We start from the raw sequence: 18,614 nt of genomic DNA, 5'->3' as shown, positions 1-18,614 counted from the left end.
GCCGGAGAGATGGAACCTGATCTGGTACGCGATGCCCCATGTTCAGTTTAGTGACATAGGGCTAAATTTGTGGCATAAGATGATCTATGTGACCCATTCAGAAAAATCGAATTCGAAAGGGAAGGATATGACTGTACAGGTAAATATCACCCCCAGCGGCAGGATGAGCCTACCTGCCGACCTTCGCAAGCGCCTAGGCCTTTCTCGCGGAGGCTCCCTGCTGGTCGAGGAAACGCCGGACGGTATCATCCTGCGGACGGTTGAGCAGTCGATCGCCCATGCCCGCGCGCTCGCGAGCAAATATACGGCCAACAAGGCTGAGGCTTCGGTCGATGCGTTTCTCGCCAATCGGCGTGTTGAAAGCGGCGAATGACGTCTGTCGTCCTTGATGCATCAGCTCTGCTGGCCATGCTGCGCGCGGAAGCGGGCGGCGACAAGGTGGCGGAGGTCCTGACCGGATCGCACATGTGCGTGGTCAACCTTGCGGAGGTGACGAGCCACTTTGTGCATAACGACATGCCGCCATCGGAAGTAGACGCCATGCTGCATCCCCTGCCGGTGATGCTGGTGGACGTCGACGCTGAGCTCGCGCGATCGGCCGGCCACCTGCGGGCTGTAACCGCCAAGGCCGGACTATCGCTTGGCGATCGCTTCTGCCTGGCGCTCGCGAAGCGGGAGGGCTTGCCTGCCTGGACTGCGGACCGGCAGTGGGCGTCCATTGCCAGACAAGTGGGCGTCGAGGTCGTGATTATTCGCTAAATTGCCACGGCGGATTCTCGCGAGCCGCGGCAAGCGCCGAGAGTTGGGCTTCACTCGAAAGCATTGGTTCTCGCCTCAGCCGATTGGCCAATTGGACGATGCTCCGCTGGAACGCCTTGTTCTCAATGGTTCGCGACGTGAACCCAAGGTTGCGCAATTCGGCGAGATCGAGCGCCAGTAGGGCAACGGCCTCGGGAATGTCGGCCAGCCCGACATTGCGGATTTCCGCGAGCGCGTCAGGCACGCCGCCGCGATACAGGCTCAGCTCGACTAGGCCATTGGCCAGCAGACGTCCGATCGGATGGCCTTCAAGGCAGATTTCGCCTTCGGCGCAGATGATGCCCCGGCTCACATTCCATGAGAGCTTGTCCCGAATGCCGGCCAGCCAGTTCGACAGTATCGCAAATTTGCGCAGATATGCCGTGTCGAAGGTAGCACTGCGATTATGTCCTATCTCGAAGGCCGCCGGAATCCTGTCAAGTTGCTCGACGAGATGCGGGCCATTGAAGAAGGCGTCCGCGCTGAAATGGCGCAATTCCACATAGCCGTTCAGTGTCTTTGCAAAATTGGCGGCATAGCCTTTATCCCGGCCGGCGCGTTGGTTGAGCAGATTGTCGAGGGACCCGCCGGCCAGAAGCTTGGCCGTTGGATCATGGGCCAGATGGCGCAGCAACGCTATCCCGACAGCGTGTCGCTGAAGTCCTGTATAGGGCGAAAAGAGCCGATCGTTGCGCGCCAGCAGCAACAGTTCGTCGACACCGGTGATGAACCGGCTGGCGTCCAGCCGATGCCTGTCACCTGCATCGATATTGATGTGCCAACCGCAATCGCTGGTGGATTCGTCGCCTGTGAAATTATAGTCCCCGTCCATCACGTCGATGGCTTCGATGATCTCGCGCCGGACGGCTTCGGCTTCATCGAAAGGCAGGGGCGGGGTAAGCAGTTCGACCCCGGCAAGGCGGTCGTCAGGCCAGACCAGCGGATCGAGTCCATATTCCGCGATCACATAAAAGCCGGGCTTCCTCGGCGATCGGATCGGCGCGGACCATGGACGGCCCGTCTGCGCGCGAAGCTTTGCCGCGACGGCCTTGCAGAAGGCCGGAGAGGCCTCGTCCATCGGACCGTACATGCTCAGCTGTTTTGCAAAAGACGATTCGTCCAGGTCTCCGAGAATGACCTCGATTTCGAAACCGGCGCGCCAATGTTCACCTGCTGACATGGCGCGGATCGTAGGGCAACCGGATGACGGATTGAAGCGCCCTCAGCTGTGTGAATTCGTCCAGCGCACAGAAGAAAGGGGAGGGGGAGCGGGGCTGGTGTCCGGGCTGATCCGGATGCCAGCAGGAGTTATTTCCGTGATCCAATCCATCAAGCTCTCCAAGCTTCGCCTCAGCCCCTCAGCGCTTCATCCAACCACCAGGATGATCCCTGCCTGAAGTCGCGATCCATCGCAATCATCGGGCCATCGGGTTCATCCGCGACATAGGGATGCTTTACCGGCATGGTCGGGATCTTCATGCGAAGCTGTTCGCCCGCGATGCGGCCTCGATGTTCCAGCAGTTCCTCCAGCCATTCGAGATCGTCGAGCATCTCGACAATGCCGCGCCCCGCCAGGCAGAAATAGATGCAGCGCTGGAAATCGTCGCAATTGTCGTTGGACAACACCGAGATCAGTTTCGTCTTGCCGGCGGCCTCGCCTTCATGGACCCAATGCGCGGCTTCGCGCAGCTCGCGCACGGAATAATAGGCATCGTTGGCCGGCATGCCGATGCAGGCATTGGCGATCATCCGGCGCGTTGGATGGTTCTCGGGATCAAGCGCCGCGTCGCGCAGCATGATGTCGAGATCGAAAAAGCGACGGATTTCCTTCTCGTGGCTCACGGAAAAATCTCCTTCGATAAGAACATATAGTGAACAATGCGCTCCGTCAACTCCCAGCATCTGGGGCGTGAAAGGGGATAGGGGGCAGGGTTGCTGACCCAATATAGGAGAAATATCATGGCCTTTCTGCCTTCACCCCAGCCGGCAACGAGCATTTGGGGCGCGATCATCAGCGCGGATCAGATTCTGGCCGGCATCTGGCATGTATCGACGGCCAGCCACGGCGGCATCATCCTGTCCGATGAGCGGCAGGCAGCGATGCCGCCGATCCTTCGGCGCGACGAGGTCTATTATGAAGAGGACGTCAACTGGTCCCTTGTGTACATCGCGTTCGAGGCCGAACTGAGGCGGGTCGATCGGCCGGGCATGGGCGCGGCGGTCCTGCTTGCCCATGACACCGCCCGCGCCTGGCGCCCGCAGGCGTACGGCGCTTTCACCGGCACGGACGTCACGTCACGGGAGAGCCATGTCTTGCGGTCCATCGCCGCTTATGAGGCCATGATAGGCGAGATCGTCGTCATTGCTGCATTCGGTTCTCATGCGAACTGGGTGCCGGACGGCAAGACCGGCGTGATCGGTCGGCGTGTTCTCAGCGTCGATCATCTCGGCCGTGCGACTTATGAGCAGATCGACCATCGGGCGCTGGTTGATGCCGACCGCTATGACGATGGCCAGATCGTCAACAGCTTTTCTGCGATCGGCGCTGTGCCTGTGCCATGACGATCGAGATCATCGTGGGCCTGCCACATCTCAACAACGGACCGATCCTCGAGCGGGTCGCGCAACTGAGGCAGCCCGCGCTCATTTCCGCCAACTGTATGTCGCGCTGGTCGAACCGGCGGGGCTGGCGAGAATGGACCGGCTGGCGAAAGGGGCAATTGCGTCATGCTCGTCGGGTGCCTGCACGCCATCTCGACAGTGCGGGTTTCGTTGCAACCTCTCGCTATGGCGCCTTCCCCTGCCCGCTGCTTCCGACCTGTTGCGTCGCCTGAAAGGGCAACGCTGGATGCTTCAGGCGGTGTCGGCAGAAAAAATTGGGCTGGCTTGATCAGAAGAATGCACGGACGTTCCCGATTGCTGCTCCGTTGCAGCTTGCGGCTCGCTGCAACAGTGATTATACACTAATCGAACCGATTAGGAGTTAATCACATGGCCGATACGAGAGTGCTTACCGCGCATGTGCCGATCGGTCTTGCGGACAAGATTGATGTGCTGGCGCAGCGCATGGACCGGTCGCGGGGCTGGATCATGAAACAGGCACTATCTGCCTGGATCGACCAAGAAGAAGAACGGCACAAGCTAACGCTTGAGGCCATGGACGATGTCGATGCCGGCCGGGTGATCGATCACAGAAGTGTCCTGGCCTGGGCTGATAGCCTGTCGACTGATAATCCGCTGCCTCCGCCGACCCGATGAAGATTCAGTGGACGAGCAAGGGCTCGTCAGGCCTGGTCCGTCTCTACGATCATCTGAAGCCAGTCGCACCCGAGGCCGCAGCGCGGGTAATCCAGCAGTTGGTGCGCGCACCGAGCAGGCTTCTCGATTTCCCCAGGCTGGGTGAGCGTCTCGACGCATATGAGCCGCGCGAAATCCGGCGACTGATCGTGGGCAACTACGAGATGCGCTATGAGATCGCGGCGGATACCATCTTAATTCTGCGGCTGTGGCATTGCCGGGAGAATCGCAGTTTCGAGCCCGAAAACTGACGGTCCGGGGGTCATAAAGGTCGGTCCGCCGCATAGTCCACGGCGTCATTGCATCTCGGTTATTTTGGGAGTTTAAAAAGCAATGGCGACTATCACTGTTTGGGACATTGTTGATGAGGTTCATCGGGCATTGCCTGAAAGCGCCGACCGGCATAGACCCAGCCTGGAAACAGAGGTTCGTTCAATTCTGGAGCAGGCGGTTACACTGGAAAGTCGACACCTCACGGGCGCAGCGCTTGTCGAAATTTGGGGCGTAGATGGGCTTACTAAAGGAGAAGCCGAGTAATCGAAAATGCAAGGGACCGAACGCCAGCGGAACCAATGAACTTCGACCACATCGCCATCGCGCCCAGTGAATTGAGTGCTGGACGCGATACTGACCGCACAATTCAGCACTGATCTCGACGAAGACAGTTAAAGAGTATCTTCAATTGGCTTCCCATTCATGAACGATTTTCGGCGTGACATTGATCTTGCGGATATCATGCAGGCCGCATGGGATTTCGCGGCCTCTGCTCACCTCAGGCAGTTCGTGCCCGGAAACCGACCTTCCCTATCTGAAGCAAATGAGTGCGGTCGCGATCGAAATCCTGGCCGCGCGTCAGGTGAACGCCCAGCCGCCATCTATTCCGTCGATCGAGACAGCTAAACTCAACGGCCTCGAACCGCAAGCCTGCATCGCCGATGTCATCGAGAAGATCGCTGGCGCCTAGCCCGCCTCGCGATGGGAGGAAGTTATGCCAGGGAGATGGCATCCATTGACTTAGGATATGATAAAGCCGCGTAGCTGACGAGTCGTATGATTTAAGGAACGTCCAATGCCAAAGTTTGAGATGAAAGTTACACAACGGTTTCGCTTTGAACGAACGGCGATCGTTAGTGTGGAGGCTGATACGCTTGAAGACGCAATTGGGGCAGCAGAAGCAGACGAAAGTGTGCGTGACCACCTAAGCGATTGGTCGGAGGAATTTCATCTCATTGACGAGGTGGTGACACCAGCGTGATTTATAATTCGTGCACTGAGAGAGCACGACACGTAGACCTCTCATGCCTAAATCTGCGGTTCCCAGGCCGCGCTTACTTTCCAGACAGCCCCGGCGAGCTTGCATGCGCGCCAGTCCCGTTATCGTGTGATAAGCAGAGAGGCCGATCATGGACGTGACCCCATTTAGCCGGGTGGTGGCAGAAAAAGCCCTTGATCGCTTAATTGCCGTTGCCCGATCAGAAACGGGTCAGGCGCGTCGCGTCGCGAACTTCCTGCTTGCATGGTGGAACGGCGAGGATTGCGGCCATTTCCCGATCGCCGATCTGTTTGGGCTCGACTGCACGATCGCCACCCATATTACCACGATCATCGGTTTTCTCGGCCAACATGAGGGCGCCATCTATCCGGACGCCTTCGGCAGGAAGTAGGAGCTGATCGAGCGCTGGCGCAATTTTGAGGACAAGGCGGTCTGAGCATCGATCGGTTCGCACCGGCGCTGCCGGCGGCGCTATTGCCACTTCTTCAAACGAAATAAGCTGATGGCGGGCTGAACCTGGGCACCGGCTAACCGGCTCAATCTGCCTTCGCTCGCCTCAAGCCTTTCCTGCGCTCCAGGACATCCCGTCAGCGCGTCGCCGCTGACGGAGGGGCGCTGGCGCGCCTGCTCGGCCGAACGGCCGAGGAGGGGAGGGGGAGAGAGGATGGTGTCCCGGACAAGGGGTTCGGGAGCATCACCTCAAGGAGAAGTCCCATGAATATCGGTTCGATCAAGCAGAACGCCAGTGGCACCTTCCTCGGCAAGATCTCGACCCTCAGCGTCAGCCTGACGATCGCGTTGCGCGAACTGCACTCGGCCAATCCCAAGGCGCCCAAATATGAAGTGTTCGCGCTCTCGGCCGCCAAGGAATGGGTCCAGGTCGGTGCGCTCTTCGAACTGCCGGCCAATGGCACGGGCGAGATGTTCCTGAACGGGAAGATCGAGGATCCCAGCCTCGACAAGCCCCTCTACGTCTCGGCCTTCCGTCAGGAAGACGGCTCGTACAACATCGTCTGGTCGCGCCCCAATCGCAAGCGTGACGTGGATAGCGCGATGGCGCCGCGCCAGACCGATTCCGGCCTGCCGCCGTTGCCCGGTGGCGAAGCAGCACCCGCAAGCGGTGATGGCCTGGGCGAGAGCACCGCGCCCGCGGCCTTCGGCGAAGATTCGTCCCAGCCCGGCCGCGGCAAGCGCCGTCAAGGGGCGGATGCCGACCAATCCGTCGCTGCCTGAATTTACCGCCTCTCCACCGCGCATGACCTGCCCTTCATGCGCGGCCCTACAGGGTCCGCTTCGCTCTCCTCAGTCGCGAAGCGGGCCCTGTCTTTTTTATGCCTGTCTATCAGATCGGAGCCTTGGTCATGCCAACTGACATCAGCCCGCTGTTTACCAGCGCCTATCGCGAACTCGTCTCGCTCGAACGCTTCGTCTTCCGCCGCGATCAGTTGCTCGAAGGCCTCGACTGGTCCGCCATGACGTTGGAATTCACGAGACAGGCCGCGTTGAATGACGAAGAACTTGCCTGCAATATATTCGAGATCACCACTTATGTCCGCCATCTGGAATGGCGAACGGGATGTTGCTCATAACGCCCAACAGACTGCGGCCGATTTGCTGTTAACCCGCACGAGCGCGGGGCAAATCGAATACTCTCTCACATCTCGGCATCAGACAAGCTTCATCGCCAAAGTGTGAGGATCTCCGCGCCCTTTCGTCAAGGATGAGCGGTCCCCCCAATTTTGCCGGGGCCTTCACTGCGCTGCGCTTCGTTCCAACCCCGACAAAATCGGTTCCCCCGCTCCCCGCTGCGCGGCGCCGGGCGCGAACGCCCGGCGTCCCTGACTAAAGCACGCCCGATCCTCCTGATGACGATCATCTTTCATCTGATCCGCAGGTGAGAGAGCAATCATTGGAGGTTTTCATGACCAGCTTCACCAACTTCTCCGATCTCGCCAGCTTCATCGCCTCGCAGACGGCCAATACCGATCTCTCCTCCACCTACGGACAGGCCTTCATCGAACACTCGGACATGGCCAAGCTCAGCATCGTCGACGAGCCCGAGCAGCGCGACATGCCCGATCCCGATCAGGCGCGCGCCGCCGTCGAGATGGTGATGCAGACGCTGTTCGACGTGCTGCGCGACACCCGGATGGAGCCATATGCCGCCGACCTTGCCTGGGGCTTCGCGAACAGCTTCCATGTCGTCGCCAAGCGGATCGAAGGCCGTGAGGATGACACCGCCAAGAAGCTCGGCGAACTGGCCCGCGAATATGATCCGTCCGAAATCTATGCCGTCGAGCTGGAGGAAACCCAGATCCTCTGCCAGACGCTCCAGGGCTGCCGGGAAGCGATGGAATGCATGCGCGACCATGCCGGCGAAGTCTATCGCGTGGAAACGGGAAGGCCCTTCTCGCCGGTGCGGGGCAGCAAGGTGTCTGGTGCGACCACCGCCTCCATGATTGATGCGCGCGATTATCTCGCCGCACGCGCCCGCGAACGCCGCGAGCAGTTCACCCCTGAAGGCCCGGTGGTCGTCTTTTCCGGCGGCTCGAACTGGGACGACAGCGACCGGCTCTGGGGCGGGCTCGACGCGATCAAGACCCGCATCCCCGAGATGATCCTCGCCACCACGGCCCAGACCAAAGGGTGCGACGCGATCGCGCAGGCATGGGCCGCATCACGCGGCGTCAAGGTCATCCAGTTCCGTCTCGACCGGAACCTTGGCAATCGCGCTGCCTTCGTCCGCAACGACCGGATGCTGGCATTGAAGCCCGTCGAGGCGGTGATCTGCGAAGGCACCGGCATCCAGGCCAATCTCGCCCAGAAGCTCCGCGCGGCCGGCGTGCCGCTGCACGTCGTCAAGAACAACGGCGGCAGCACGGCACAGCGCGCCGAACGCCGGGCGTGAGCCCATCGGAGAAGCCCCGGCAGCCGCCGGGGTTTCTCCTCTTTCTTTGCGCTGGAAATGCGGCGCTCGGGGGCATCGATCCCCGTCGCGCCGCGAAGCCTCCCCTCCCATGTCGGCACCGCTGCGACGGAGACAAAAAGGAAAGAGGGGAGTGGCCTTCCGGCTCAACAAGGGAAGGCAAAGCCCATGTCCATCACATTCCGCATCGCCACCGACGCCGATGACCGGTCAGGTCCAATGGCCAAGATCACGGCGCCCCAACTCGGAGCATTCCAACGCTATCTGCGCGCCGAGGGCGACCGGCTGGGCATCGCGCTGCTCGATCCAGACGCGCTGGGCGATGATTATCTCTGCTATCATTTCGAAGCGCGCATTTGCCCGCTTGCACTTGCCAGTGTGGCGAGAGTCTTTGACCATGATGCAGATGCCCTTGCAGTCATTGAAGAGGCCCAGTTCCGTGGCTGGCGCGTCATGGTCTACCGTGTCGATGCCGATCGCAGCATCCGGATGCGCGTCGCACTCGCGTCGGACCAGGGGCTGGAACTCAACCTGGCAAATGGCAATGCCTATGCGCTGTTCGAAAGCCTCGGTCTGCGTCCCCATAGCGTCGGGGAAATCGCTATCGCGGACATCCGCGCCCGGATCACCAACCCTGCCGTCAAACGCCGCGGTCAGGAGACGGGCGTCGCCGATTATCTTGGGCGGCTCGACCGGCTTCTCCAACTGGGTAACGCCGATGCGTCTTCCCGCCTCGAATGGGCTTAACTTGCAGGACAAGACAGGCTGACGCAGCTATGCAATTCAGTGGACCCCAAGGGAAATGTGTATGACTGCTGCCACAACCATGACCATCAGCATAAGCGATGAATCCGCCGAAAAGCTGGAGCGGATCGCACGGGTGATGCGACGAGACAGGGTTTCTCTCGCAGCAGATGTCCTGACCGCCTATGTCGACAGAGAAATCCGTATCTTTGAGGCTGTTCAGCAGGGACTGGCTGATGTCGATGCCGGGCGGACTATCCCTCATGACGAGGTCATGGATCAGATTGACGCCATGATCGGGCTCAAGGACTCGTCCAGCCGGTAACAGTCGTCTTCGATCAATCGACTTTGCCGCGAGGTCGAAAGCTGAATGGCTCGCTCGCGTGCCGCACGGACCATTCGGTCCGCTTGGCTAGCTACGCCTTGCCGGAGGTCTCCCGACGAGAGAGAAAATCTCACTGACTTCCCATTGTGCCAGGCGGAGCGGGGCCGCCTCAAGGAGGAGCGGTACCCCCAATTTTCACAGGGCCTCCACTGCGCTTTGCTCCGTTCCACCCATGAGAAAATCGGTTCCCCCACTCCCCGCTTCGCGGCGCGGGCCGGTGGCCCGCGTCCTTGACCCGACCCCGCTCCGCCCGCGCGCACTGACCCTGTCATTTCAAGACAGGAGGATCATGATGCAGACGATCACGAACCAGTTCCGCGCCGATCACGCCGCCTACTTCGCCGCGTGCGCCAATGCCGAACGCCGCGCCCTGCACAGCTTCTTCGACCAGCATGTGATCGTCGATGAGGAAGTGGGCTATATCGTCCTCGACGAGGGCGATCATGATCCGCTGCCGATGACCGTCATCGACCGGATCGTCTATACCGTCACCGGCAAACTGCTGGATGATTATTGAACGACAGGGGAGGGCTGCGGCTCTCCCTTTTTTTGCTGTCGGACATGTGGTCATGACGGGCATCGAGCCCGCCATGACCAGGCGCGGCCCGATGCCGCGCCGTGGTGGCTTCAGCTTCCCAATCGCTTCTGGACTTCGTCGATTCCGAGCGTCCTGATCCGGTCCATCAGGCCGGTCAGCGTCTTCCCCTCGACCTTCAGCAATCCCGACCTCTCGACGGTCGCAATCGCGACCTCACGCTCCTTGTCTTCAAGCGCCTTCATGCGACCAGCCAGCTTCTGCTGCTCCTCCTCGATCGCGGCGCGTTCCTGTTCCAATGTGCGTGCCATGTTGGCGTTCCTTGTCCATGAGATAGGGCTCCGGACACCCCCTCTATAACCCACGATCGAGCTCCATGCCAAGTCCACGGCATCGGCTTCTCGACCACCAAAATCTCCCACTGTCCATCCGCCACGAACCGGGCGTTGCTGTGGCGATGGGGATTGCCGCCTCGGCGCTCGCTAATCGAGCTGATCAAAGGGAAAGGCTGGTGGCTCGGCAGTTCGTTCCTCACCGCCGACCGGGGCTCTATTCGCTTGGGCCTCCGACGCCCCTTTCAGGGACGCCGTCGACCCAGGCTCACGGAGCCAAGGCGATGCCTTGTCTCCGCCCTGCCTGGTGTCGATCCCCTGCCGGACCGTCGGTCCTGAAGGCCCGACGGATGACCCGCGCTGGGGCTTCGCTCCCAGCGCTTTTTTGCGCGTCAATGGCCTCGCCATTCGCCTGTCAGCAGGCCTTATTTCGTTCCGCCCGACGGGCGGAACCTTGCCCCGCCGGAAGCGCGAACCATCCAACCCGGCCTCAATGGTCTTTCCTAAACCGACTTCATCGGCCAGCAACGCCCCCTTGGATAAAGGCGAAGCGAATGCAAAAAGCGCAGCATCGACCTGATGGGGATTCATATCCACCTGGGCACCTGCTACGGCAACAGCAAGCTTCTCATTGCTGTCCGATGACCGCCGCCTCACAAGATCGGTGGCCAGATATTTGGAATGGTAGTCCGTTATCATTTTGCTGCTTCGCGTTCCACGAACAGCTCCACCAGCGGCTGATTGATATAATAGTTATTTCGCCCCGCGCGATGTTTGAGGAGCATCCCACTTTCTGCTAGTTCGTCGAGGTACTTGGTGGCAGTGGGCCGCGACACATTCAGTTCCTGTTGGACGAACTCGATCCGGGTATACGGATGGCGGAAAAGGTTGTTTAATAGGTCCTGCGAATAGAGCTTCGGATGCTCTTCGCGCAGCCGCTTCTTGGTATTTGCCATGAGCGTGCGGATACCTTCGACCAAGCGCAGAGTTTCAATCGCCGTTTCCTCCACGCCGCGCAGTATGTAGAGCAGCCAAGGCTCCCACTCACCGGTGTCGCGGACGGTCTGTAATAGGCGATAATAGTCTGCTTTGTGCTGGGTAATAAAGCCGCTGAGATAAAGGATTGGAATGTCGAGCAGAGCGCACCGGGTCAGGAACAGCACATTAATGATCCGGCCCAGTCGTCCATTGCCATCGGGGAAGGGGTGGATGCTTTCGAATTGGTGATGGATGATGGCCATGCGTGTGAGTGGATCGAGGTCGGTTTCGACGTCCTCAATATGGATGAAGCGCTCCAGCGCAGTCATCAGATCGCGCACAGCATTGGCATCTTGTGGTGGTACATACACCAGCGCCCCGGTGCCCTCATTCTTGAGCGCCGTACCGGGGGTTTCACGGAAGCCGCCATCGGTCCCTTTAAGGATGCGAAACATCGCGATCATCATATTGTTGGTCAGCAGGCCGTCGAGCCGGCGTAGTTCGTTGAAACCATAATGCAGTGCATCCCGATAGCGGGCCACCTCCTTGGCGGCAGGCGGACCCGGATTTTCAGGGAAGGCGTTTATCTGGAATAGCTCGTCCTGGGTGGTTACGATATTCTCGATTTCGGAGCTGGCCTTCGCCTCTTGGAGTGATAACGTGTCGATCAGGATGCCTTGATTAGGGATGGTTGCGGCCCGCCCTTTTAATTCCGCGAGATAACGGTGGGCGCGCGCCAAGGCTTTTAGAACTGCGGCCGTCTCGATTACTCCCGGAGGGGGGAGATCAGGGAGGTCGTAGGTTGGTTGAAGCACGCAGATCGCCTTGTGTAAAGAAAACGCCTGATGCTTAGCACGTCCGCTCAATATGTAAAGATTTTCTAACTTTCTTTGCATGTCGGTTGGACATGCAAAAGGTGTGTGTGTTTGCAATGGGGTGATTGTTATCTGGTCCCAATTGACCCAAAGCTGGAAACATCGCTCTCCTTGGGGAGACGGGCAGGGGCGAGGTGGAAGATTCATCCTGATACCGTGTGCCAAAGCTAGGTCAGCGTGATCGGCCGCGATCAGTCTTGAGCCTCCCTTGGTTCCAACAACCTTTCCGCCTTTGACGTGACACCTGCGGCGAGACGCCGACGGATCACAACCCCCTGCGTGCGCCCGTGTTGCCGCTTCGCGGCCCGCGCCAGCACCCTCCAGGGGTTTCCCTGCGCTGCGCTCCGGTGTGATCCGTCAACGCACGCCGCTCTTTCGGTGTCACCGGCGGGAAGGCTGCCGGAACCAACGAAGGAGACAGCATCATGAACGTCGTCAACCTGACCGGCCGCGTCGCCAAAGACCCCGAAATCCGCAACAACGTCACCACCCTGATCGTTGCCACCGACCGGGTGAAGCTCAAGGACGGCAAGACCCGCTACGGTTGCGAGATCATCGCCGACAAGATGGATTTCTTCTGAACGATCTGGGCGGCGCAATGGCGCCGCCCACCATTTCGGAAGACCTCCCGAACCAAGCAAGGCGGTGGGGCCGAACCGGGCCGCCTTTGCATGGATTCTATAAAATATTGAAATGACAACATTTTAATATGATGTGGCGCAGGCGCTAGCTCGCAGCCGTGCCATCCGGCCCGGCCACTCACATCAGAAAATGGAAAAGATCAGCAATGCCAATTGAGTCACGCCGCGCTTGTCGCGATGCGAATGACTGCCTTCCCTCCAGGCGTGGACCGAAGCCCACCCTGATCGTGGAAAAGCCAATTCCCAATTCAGCCGAATGGATTGACCCGCCTGGTTTCCGTGAAGCCCTTATCCTCCATCTGGGCCGCTTTTCGGAAAGCTACTATCAACTCCACAAGGCTGTTGTCCGACCGGGCGAAACGTTCAACGGCGCGACGCTCAAGTCTTGGGTGAATGAGCGCCGTACACCACATGGCGCGGTCAGCCTGCAAATTCTCGCACGCATAGAAACCCGCTACTGCCTCCCGGCCGGGTATTTCAAATCCAAACTCCCCCATCCCGCCCGCGCGGCATCGGGCCTCGAAGTGAAAGGTGTGTCGCCAGCCGAGCAGCGGCGGCTGGCCTGGCATCTTCCAGACGATTTCAACACGCGATCCTTGAAGGAGCAGAAGGAAATTCTTGATTGGGTCCAGACCGTGGTGATTTCCGGCGCGACCGAGTACCGGCGCTTTCAGGCGCAAGGGATTGGTCGCGGGCCTGGGCGTGCCGCTCCGCGACCTGAGCTTTGCGATGCTGATCTTGCCGCGTGTGTGGGATTGGTATGTACAATGGCGCGAACAGAGGCGGGGATTTTTCACGCGCTGGGAGTGCGACATGCTCCAAAATTGCATGGCACTGGTCCGCGCCGAGACGGGTTGGCTCCGCCAGCACCCGGAGTTGGCCAAGCGGCTGACGCCGATCAACGGGCTGGTGACAGAAGAGGATGTGGTGGCCGTCCAGTCGGACTGGCATCAGGCCTGCGATACCATGCACGCGCACGCAGCCGCGCGGGTCAAGCAGATCGCACGGGTGGCACGGATTCACCGTGATCCATTCGAGCCGATATTGCCCATTCTCGAAGCGCCAAGTCCGGTGTCCGAATATCTGAAGATCGCGGAGGAGGTCCTGAAATACCGGCCCGACGCGCGACGCTATCCCCGTGCCGCCGCCGAAACCGTGCGGTCCTATCTGCTCCTTCGCCTGGGTCTTCATCTGGGCCTGAGACAGAAAAATCTGCGCCAGCTCATGGTATGCCCACGCGGGGAGGTTCCCCGACCGGAACGGCAGCTTGAGGCATGGAAGCGCGGTGAAATCCGATGGAGCAACCGGAACCAGGGATGGGAGGTCTTTGTGCCCTCCGTCGCGTTCAAGAACGCGCACTCTTCCTTCTTTGCCGGGCAACCTTTCCGCCTGCTCCTGCCCGACCTGGGAGGGCTGTACGACCACATCGACGCCTATATCGAGCGGGATCGGGCGATCTTGCTGAACGGCGCTGCCGATCCCGGCACATTTTTCGTGGAAAGCATGAAGAGCAACAGCCGGGAAGCCCCCTATGACCAGAACACTTTCTATGAGGCATGGCGGCTCGTGATCCAACGCTATGGTGTATTCAATCCATACACCGGGCGGGGAGCAATCAAGGGCTTGCTCCCTCATGGGCCGCACAATGTGCGGGATGTGCTGGCGACCCATATCTTGAAGCAGACCGGCTCCTACGAACAGGCGAGCTACGCCATCCAGGATACGCCGGAAATGGTCGCCAAACATTACGGGCGCTTTCTCCCACAGGACAAGGCGGCGATGGCCGCCCAGATACTCAACCGGGTTTGGGAAGCGGCATAAGTTGATCGGCAGGCGCGGCGTTTTCGGCTAGCCGTGCCTGCCCATTCAGAGACGATCAGCCGGGCTTCGTCGTGGCAATATTCGGCAACGTTGCGGAGAACTGGCCGTTGCTGATGGGGTCCAGATCAGCTGCGACTGAGAGCGCCCAAGCTGCCCAATTCTCCAATTGCGGGGAAGGGGAAAGAGTGTCCGCCGCGCTGTGGACGAAGGCGCGGATGGTCTGTGCCCGCTGATGGTCGGCCGACATTCCCATGAGATGATCGATCCGTTCCTTTTGTAACCTTTCGGTCCGTTCGATCCTCTCCTTTTCTGCTTTCTCCTTGGCCTTTGCGATCCATTCGATATGGGCGGCCTTGCGGTATGCGCGATGGCTGTTCTCCGAGATGCGGAACGCACGATAGGCGGTCTCTGCCTGGACGAAAAATTCCGCGACGATCGCGCCGATTTTTTCTTCCATCGGCCCGCCCTTGTCGTCCGACCAACAGGCGTCGGGCGTGCGCTGGTCCCAGCTTCGTTGAAGGTCAAGTTGAAGGACGCCCGTCTTAGCTGGATCGCCTGAATAAAGTCGCTCCTGACGCTTCTCGCACACGGCCGCATCATCGAGATGCAGGTGCATGGTTATGTCGTGGATATGGAGCATGGTCGACCGGGCATAATGGTCCCAAATCTTGATCAACCCGCCCGCCTTGGCGGTCGACATCATAAGCGCATTGAGGACGCGCAGGCGGCGTCGTTCGAAGGCGCTTTCAAAGCGTGGGGCGTCGGAACCGTAGGCGTAACCCCGTTCGATTTGAAGCCTCTTACGTTCGGCGTCTTCGGCCAACAGCGCACGGATTTTATGATGCGGTCCAGTGAGGTCGCGGGGCACGTCTGGGTCTCCCACGACGGTCAGGTAGCGTTGCCGGATATCCTCCAGCGGCTCGATAAAAACAGGTGGATCGGGCACCGGCCCCAATAACTCTTCCTCCGTCAAATATAGGGGCACGGGGCGTTGCGGATTTGGTGCGATGCTGACCAGTTCGTCCATGCCGGGACCGCGCGGAGGGAGGTGAGGAATAGGGGGCTGATTCCCTTTGTCCCGCTGCGTCCAATAGCGGGCACTGGGTAGGGGAATGTCCTTCTCGCTACAACGCTTTTTGATCGTCGGTTCCGATAGCCCGAAGGGCTTCACCAGATCGCGGACACGGGTCCGCCAGACGAGATCATACAGTTCCTCGCGGGAATGGATCACAGCCATGAAATCGTCCTTCCTTTCGTTAGAAATTGGCGCAGCCAGCGATGTCCTTCGGGCCACAGGGAGTTTCGCCCTAGATGATGGCTATTTGCTGACGGATTGCTGATTTCGGGCCGGAACGGGCTTGCTTCTCAGGCGCCGGATGGACTATGGAATCCCCGCCGGAAGCGCGGTTTCCGGCCAGTTTTTGGCGATGGCAGGTCTCTCGCCGCACTCCAGCTACAGGGGCATTTTGCATGCGCACACCCCACGCACCATATGGTGCATGTATGGAAAAAAATGCAGTAAAACCGCCATTTGAGTTCCTGGACCTGCCCGAGAGTCCGGCAGCTCCCGCTGGCGATTGGGTCCCCCAAAACGCCCTGTTTCCGGAGACTTTTGAGGCGCATTCGGCTATCGATGATGGCTTTACGGTCCCCAACCGGCAAAAGCCTGGTCGCCGGGCCTATCTCGACGGCAATTTCGTGCGGCGAAAGCTACCGCTCCGTACGACGGACTATTGCATCTGGGATACGGAATTGCCGGGCTTTGGCCTGCGTGTCAGGCCGACGGGCCGCTATTATTGGTGTGTCCGCGTCAGGCATCGCGGAACCCACAAGCGCGTCTCGTTGGGGCGTACCAATGGAGTGGATGCGGAAACGGCAAGGGCGAAGGCGCGGCGGTTGCTGGCGGACGTGGCGCTGGACGGTTTGCCCAAACGAGCGGTGATCAAGGCCAGTCCGACGATGGCGGACTTCGTTGCCACCTATTGGTGCGACATGATCCGGCTTTGGAAGCCGTCCACCGCCAAACGCAATCACGCTGCCTGGCGTCGGGATCTCGCACCCCATTTCGGGAAAATGCACCTAGCCGACATTGTGTCGGCGGATGTCAGGCGTTGGCGGGATGAGTGCGCAGGGAGCCGAGAGGCGAGTTACAATCGCGCTGTCCCAGTCCTTTCAGCGCTGCTCGACTATGCCGAAGCGCTGCATCTGCGGCGCACGGGCTCGAACCCTGCGCGCGGCCTGCCGCGATACAAGCGGCAACCTTGTGAGCGCTATTTGTCGCCGCTGGAATATCGTCGCATGGGGGCGGCATTGCGAGAAGCCGAGGCGGACAATCCCGCCGAGGTCGCCATCGTTCGCCTGCTGCTCTATACCGGGGCGCGGATTAGCGAGATTCGCGATCTGCAATGGCTATGGGTGCGAACGCCGCATTTGGCGCTGCCCGACAGTAAGACCGGCCCAAAGACGATCTGGCTGAACAGGCAGGCACGTGCGATCCTGGATTCGCAGCCTCGGCGGGAAGATTGCCCCTATGTTTTTCCCAACCGGGATGGCTCGGGTCCGCTGGACCCTAACAGTTGGTGGTTCAAATTTCGGCGGATCTGTGCCTTGCCCGATGTTCGCCTCCATGACCTGCGCCACAGCTTTGCTTCGACAGCCATCATGGATAATGTTCCGCTGGCGACGATCGGCGCGTTGCTCGGTCATCTTCTGCCGGAAACCACCGCCAAATATGCCCATCTCTCCGATGATGTCATAGCCGATGCGGCACAGCGGATTTCCGGCAATCTTGCCCAGGCGATCGGGCTTCGCCCATGACCGCGCTTGCACTCAAGCAGGTGGTCCGCGAGGCATTGGCGGAGGTGGGCGTCGCATTCGACTTCACCCGCCTGCCAAGGGGCAAGGCGCGGACAACGACCTGGCTTGGCGGGCAGGGGTTTGGCATCCGCCATTATCCATCCGGCCGCAACGTCTATATCGTCCAGGCCCGGATGGCGGGCCGCCTGCGCACGGTCACCATCGGTCCGGCCACGGTCTTGTCCCGCCACCAGGCCACCACGGTGGCACGGCGGGTTATCGCCTATGCGCAGCTTGGCCTTGATGCGGCAGCGGAACGCAAGAGGATCAGGGCAGCGCCGGGCTTTGCCGATTTCCTTGAGGAATATTGGACACGCTGGTCTCCGCGCTGGAAGCCATCCACCCTCGACACCCACAATAAATATCGCCGGCTGTATCTCGATCGTGCGTTTCCGGACCGGACCATCGATGGACTGGATGAGGCCGATGTCGCCAACTGGTTTTCCGATCTCAACAACCGCCTTGGTCCCGGTGGGGCGAACCGGGTGATGACGATCCTCAGCAGCATGATGAACAAGGCTGAGGCATGGGGCTATCGGCTGGAGAACAGCAACCCTTGCAAGGCGATCCGGCTGAACCGTAAGCGGAAGTGCGATCGCTTCCTCAGCCATGCGGAGTTGCAGAGGGTCGGCGCAGTTCTCGCCAGGGTAAGGGCCTGTGACGAGGCGGTCCGGCCCATCGCGGCGACCGCGATCACGCTCATGCTGCTGACGGGTTGCCGGGCCGGCGAGATCATGGACCTGCAATGGCGAGATGTTCGGGGGAACAGGCTCAAGCTCCGGGATAGCAAGACGGGGCCGCGCACGGTCTGGCTGGGGGATGAGGCGAGGGCGCTGATCGACGGCTTGCCGCGCTACATGAGGAGTCCATGGCTGTTCTGGAACCGGAACTATGGTCGTCGGTTAAAGGCCGTCGATTATTATTGGACGGAATTCCAGGCCGAAGCAGGTCTTCGCCGCGTTCGCCTGCATGACCTGCGGCACACATTCGCCAGCCATGCGGCCATGAGCCAGGAAACCCTGCCCATGATCGGCCGCCTGCTCGGTCATAGCGAGATCCAGTCGACCGCGCGCTATGCTCATCTTGACGATGCCCATCTGCTCGATGCTGCGGAGCAGATTGGTGCTGCTATTGAGCGGATGTTGGGTTGAAC

Annotated in this window: 27 protein-coding genes; 21 read left to right on the top strand and 6 right to left on the bottom strand. The window is 60.1% G+C overall.

The features are described from left to right. The first annotated feature begins 127 nt into the window (after positions 1-127). Together HUK72_RS25615 and HUK72_RS25610 are read left to right on the top strand one after the other, a co-directional pair. Entirely contained in the window at positions 128-373 is a 246-nt protein-coding gene (locus HUK72_RS25615; RefSeq protein ID WP_176599476.1) for an AbrB/MazE/SpoVT family DNA-binding domain-containing protein, read from the top strand. Further along, on the top strand, positions 370-759 hold the full coding sequence (locus tag HUK72_RS25610) for a type II toxin-antitoxin system VapC family toxin (RefSeq protein ID WP_176599297.1): 390 nt from the start codon (positions 370-372) through the stop codon (positions 757-759). The genes HUK72_RS25615 and HUK72_RS25610 overlap by 4 nt, the downstream gene beginning before the upstream one ends. On the opposite strand, the gene HUK72_RS25605 is transcribed toward HUK72_RS25610, so the two are convergent. After that, positions 749-1,432 (bottom strand): hypothetical protein, encoded by a 684-nt coding sequence (locus tag HUK72_RS25605; RefSeq protein WP_176599296.1) that lies wholly within the window; start codon positions 1,430-1,432, stop codon positions 749-751. The two genes, HUK72_RS25610 and HUK72_RS25605, sit on opposite strands and share 11 nt — an antisense overlap. Between HUK72_RS25605 and HUK72_RS25600 the strand changes: the two genes are divergently transcribed. Then, complete coding sequence (locus tag HUK72_RS25600) at positions 1,421-1,975, top strand: hypothetical protein (RefSeq protein ID WP_176599295.1); 555 nt, start codon at positions 1,421-1,423, stop codon at positions 1,973-1,975. The two genes, HUK72_RS25605 and HUK72_RS25600, sit on opposite strands and share 12 nt — an antisense overlap. A gap of 173 nt (positions 1,976-2,148) precedes the next feature. Here the strand turns inward: HUK72_RS25600 and HUK72_RS25595 are convergent, their stop codons facing one another. Continuing rightward, positions 2,149-2,595 (bottom strand): hypothetical protein, encoded by a 447-nt coding sequence (locus HUK72_RS25595; protein ID WP_176599475.1) that lies wholly within the window; start codon positions 2,593-2,595, stop codon positions 2,149-2,151. 162 nt (positions 2,596-2,757) lie between these two features. On the opposite strand from HUK72_RS25595, the gene HUK72_RS25590 reads away from it, so the two are divergent. The 14 genes from HUK72_RS25590 (at position 2,758) to HUK72_RS25525 (ending at position 9,940) form a co-directional block, all read left to right on the top strand. Next, entirely contained in the window at positions 2,758-3,360 is a 603-nt protein-coding gene (locus HUK72_RS25590) for a hypothetical protein (RefSeq protein ID WP_218036290.1), read from the top strand. Beyond that, on the top strand, positions 3,357-3,632 hold the full coding sequence (locus tag HUK72_RS25585; protein ID WP_176599294.1) for a hypothetical protein: 276 nt from the start codon (positions 3,357-3,359) through the stop codon (positions 3,630-3,632). Before HUK72_RS25590 ends, HUK72_RS25585 begins: the two co-directional genes overlap by 4 nt. 157 nt (positions 3,633-3,789) lie before the next feature. Then, positions 3,790-4,056, top strand: coding sequence for a CopG family ribbon-helix-helix protein (locus tag HUK72_RS25580; protein ID WP_176599293.1), 267 nt, complete (start codon positions 3,790-3,792; stop codon positions 4,054-4,056). Further along, positions 4,053-4,346, top strand: coding sequence for a type II toxin-antitoxin system RelE/ParE family toxin (locus HUK72_RS25575; protein ID WP_176599292.1), 294 nt, complete (start codon positions 4,053-4,055; stop codon positions 4,344-4,346). The genes HUK72_RS25580 and HUK72_RS25575 overlap by 4 nt, the downstream gene beginning before the upstream one ends. A gap of 82 nt (positions 4,347-4,428) precedes the next feature. Next, entirely contained in the window at positions 4,429-4,632 is a 204-nt protein-coding gene (locus tag HUK72_RS25570; RefSeq protein ID WP_176599291.1) for a hypothetical protein, read from the top strand. Positions 4,633-4,912: 280 nt separating this feature from the next. Beyond that, the gene (locus HUK72_RS25565) at positions 4,913-5,059 is read left to right on the top strand and encodes a transposase domain-containing protein (RefSeq protein WP_255326020.1); all 147 of its coding nucleotides are present in this window, start codon (positions 4,913-4,915) and stop codon (positions 5,057-5,059) included. Positions 5,060-5,164: 105 nt separating this feature from the next. Continuing rightward, the gene (locus tag HUK72_RS25560; protein ID WP_176599290.1) at positions 5,165-5,350 is read left to right on the top strand and encodes a hypothetical protein; all 186 of its coding nucleotides are present in this window, start codon (positions 5,165-5,167) and stop codon (positions 5,348-5,350) included. 148 nt (positions 5,351-5,498) lie between these two features. Beyond that, positions 5,499-5,759, top strand: coding sequence for a hypothetical protein (locus HUK72_RS25555; RefSeq protein ID WP_176599289.1), 261 nt, complete (start codon positions 5,499-5,501; stop codon positions 5,757-5,759). Between the two features lie 323 nt (positions 5,760-6,082). Next, positions 6,083-6,601, top strand: a complete 519-nt coding sequence (locus HUK72_RS25550; RefSeq protein ID WP_176599288.1) for a DUF736 domain-containing protein — start codon at positions 6,083-6,085, stop codon at positions 6,599-6,601. Between the two features lie 128 nt (positions 6,602-6,729). Then, positions 6,730-6,957 carry a hypothetical protein gene (locus HUK72_RS25545; protein WP_176599287.1) on the top strand — a complete coding sequence of 76 codons (228 nt, stop codon included), beginning with the start codon at positions 6,730-6,732 and terminating at the stop codon, positions 6,955-6,957. A gap of 332 nt (positions 6,958-7,289) precedes the next feature. Beyond that, on the top strand, positions 7,290-8,276 hold the full coding sequence (locus HUK72_RS25540) for a DUF2493 domain-containing protein (protein ID WP_176599286.1): 987 nt from the start codon (positions 7,290-7,292) through the stop codon (positions 8,274-8,276). 186 nt (positions 8,277-8,462) lie between these two features. Further along, complete coding sequence (locus tag HUK72_RS25535) at positions 8,463-9,041, top strand: hypothetical protein (protein ID WP_176599285.1); 579 nt, start codon at positions 8,463-8,465, stop codon at positions 9,039-9,041. 61 nt (positions 9,042-9,102) lie between these two features. Beyond that, the gene (locus HUK72_RS25530) at positions 9,103-9,363 is read left to right on the top strand and encodes a CopG family ribbon-helix-helix protein (RefSeq protein WP_176599284.1); all 261 of its coding nucleotides are present in this window, start codon (positions 9,103-9,105) and stop codon (positions 9,361-9,363) included. 352 nt (positions 9,364-9,715) lie between these two features. Continuing rightward, complete coding sequence (locus tag HUK72_RS25525) at positions 9,716-9,940, top strand: hypothetical protein (RefSeq protein WP_176599473.1); 225 nt, start codon at positions 9,716-9,718, stop codon at positions 9,938-9,940. Between the two features lie 110 nt (positions 9,941-10,050). Here HUK72_RS25525 and HUK72_RS25520 read toward each other — a convergent pair whose 3' ends face one another. Together HUK72_RS25520 and HUK72_RS25515 are read right to left on the bottom strand one after the other, a co-directional pair. Beyond that, the gene (locus HUK72_RS25520) at positions 10,051-10,269 is read right to left on the bottom strand and encodes a hypothetical protein (RefSeq protein WP_176599283.1); all 219 of its coding nucleotides are present in this window, start codon (positions 10,267-10,269) and stop codon (positions 10,051-10,053) included. Positions 10,270-10,985: 716 nt separating this feature from the next. Then, positions 10,986-12,164: a Fic family protein gene (locus HUK72_RS25515; protein ID WP_218036289.1), complete on the bottom strand. Its 1,179-nt coding sequence runs from the start codon at positions 12,162-12,164 to the stop codon at positions 10,986-10,988. A 404-nt stretch (positions 12,165-12,568) separates the two neighbouring features. On the opposite strand from HUK72_RS25515, the gene HUK72_RS25510 reads away from it, so the two are divergent. Further along, on the top strand, positions 12,569-12,724 hold the full coding sequence (locus tag HUK72_RS25510) for a hypothetical protein (RefSeq protein WP_176599282.1): 156 nt from the start codon (positions 12,569-12,571) through the stop codon (positions 12,722-12,724). Between the two features lie 308 nt (positions 12,725-13,032). Here HUK72_RS25510 and HUK72_RS27525 read toward each other — a convergent pair whose 3' ends face one another. Further along, a complete protein-coding gene (locus HUK72_RS27525; protein WP_255326019.1) occupies positions 13,033-13,464 on the bottom strand; it encodes a hypothetical protein in 432 nt (143 codons plus the stop codon). A 4-nt stretch (positions 13,465-13,468) separates the two neighbouring features. On the opposite strand from HUK72_RS27525, the gene HUK72_RS25505 reads away from it, so the two are divergent. Then, on the top strand, positions 13,469-14,605 hold the full coding sequence (locus tag HUK72_RS25505; RefSeq protein WP_255326018.1) for a hypothetical protein: 1,137 nt from the start codon (positions 13,469-13,471) through the stop codon (positions 14,603-14,605). Between the two features lie 55 nt (positions 14,606-14,660). Here HUK72_RS25505 and HUK72_RS25500 read toward each other — a convergent pair whose 3' ends face one another. Further along, positions 14,661-15,842, bottom strand: a complete 1,182-nt coding sequence (locus tag HUK72_RS25500) for a hypothetical protein (protein WP_218036288.1) — start codon at positions 15,840-15,842, stop codon at positions 14,661-14,663. 266 nt (positions 15,843-16,108) lie between these two features. On the opposite strand from HUK72_RS25500, the gene HUK72_RS25495 reads away from it, so the two are divergent. Together HUK72_RS25495 and HUK72_RS25490 are read left to right on the top strand one after the other, a co-directional pair. Next, on the top strand, positions 16,109-17,422 hold the full coding sequence (locus HUK72_RS25495; RefSeq protein ID WP_176599280.1) for a site-specific integrase: 1,314 nt from the start codon (positions 16,109-16,111) through the stop codon (positions 17,420-17,422). Beyond that, on the top strand, positions 17,419-18,612 hold the full coding sequence (locus tag HUK72_RS25490; RefSeq protein ID WP_176599279.1) for a site-specific integrase: 1,194 nt from the start codon (positions 17,419-17,421) through the stop codon (positions 18,610-18,612). Before HUK72_RS25495 ends, HUK72_RS25490 begins: the two co-directional genes overlap by 4 nt. The last annotated feature ends 2 nt before the right edge of the window (positions 18,613-18,614 follow it).

This window comes from Sphingobium sp. 15-1 (assembly GCF_013375535.1).
GTDB lineage: Bacteria > Pseudomonadota > Alphaproteobacteria > Sphingomonadales > Sphingomonadaceae > Sphingobium > Sphingobium aromaticivastans.
Note: the sequence above shows the minus strand (reverse complement) of the source record. Positions and strands in the feature narration are given on the sequence as shown.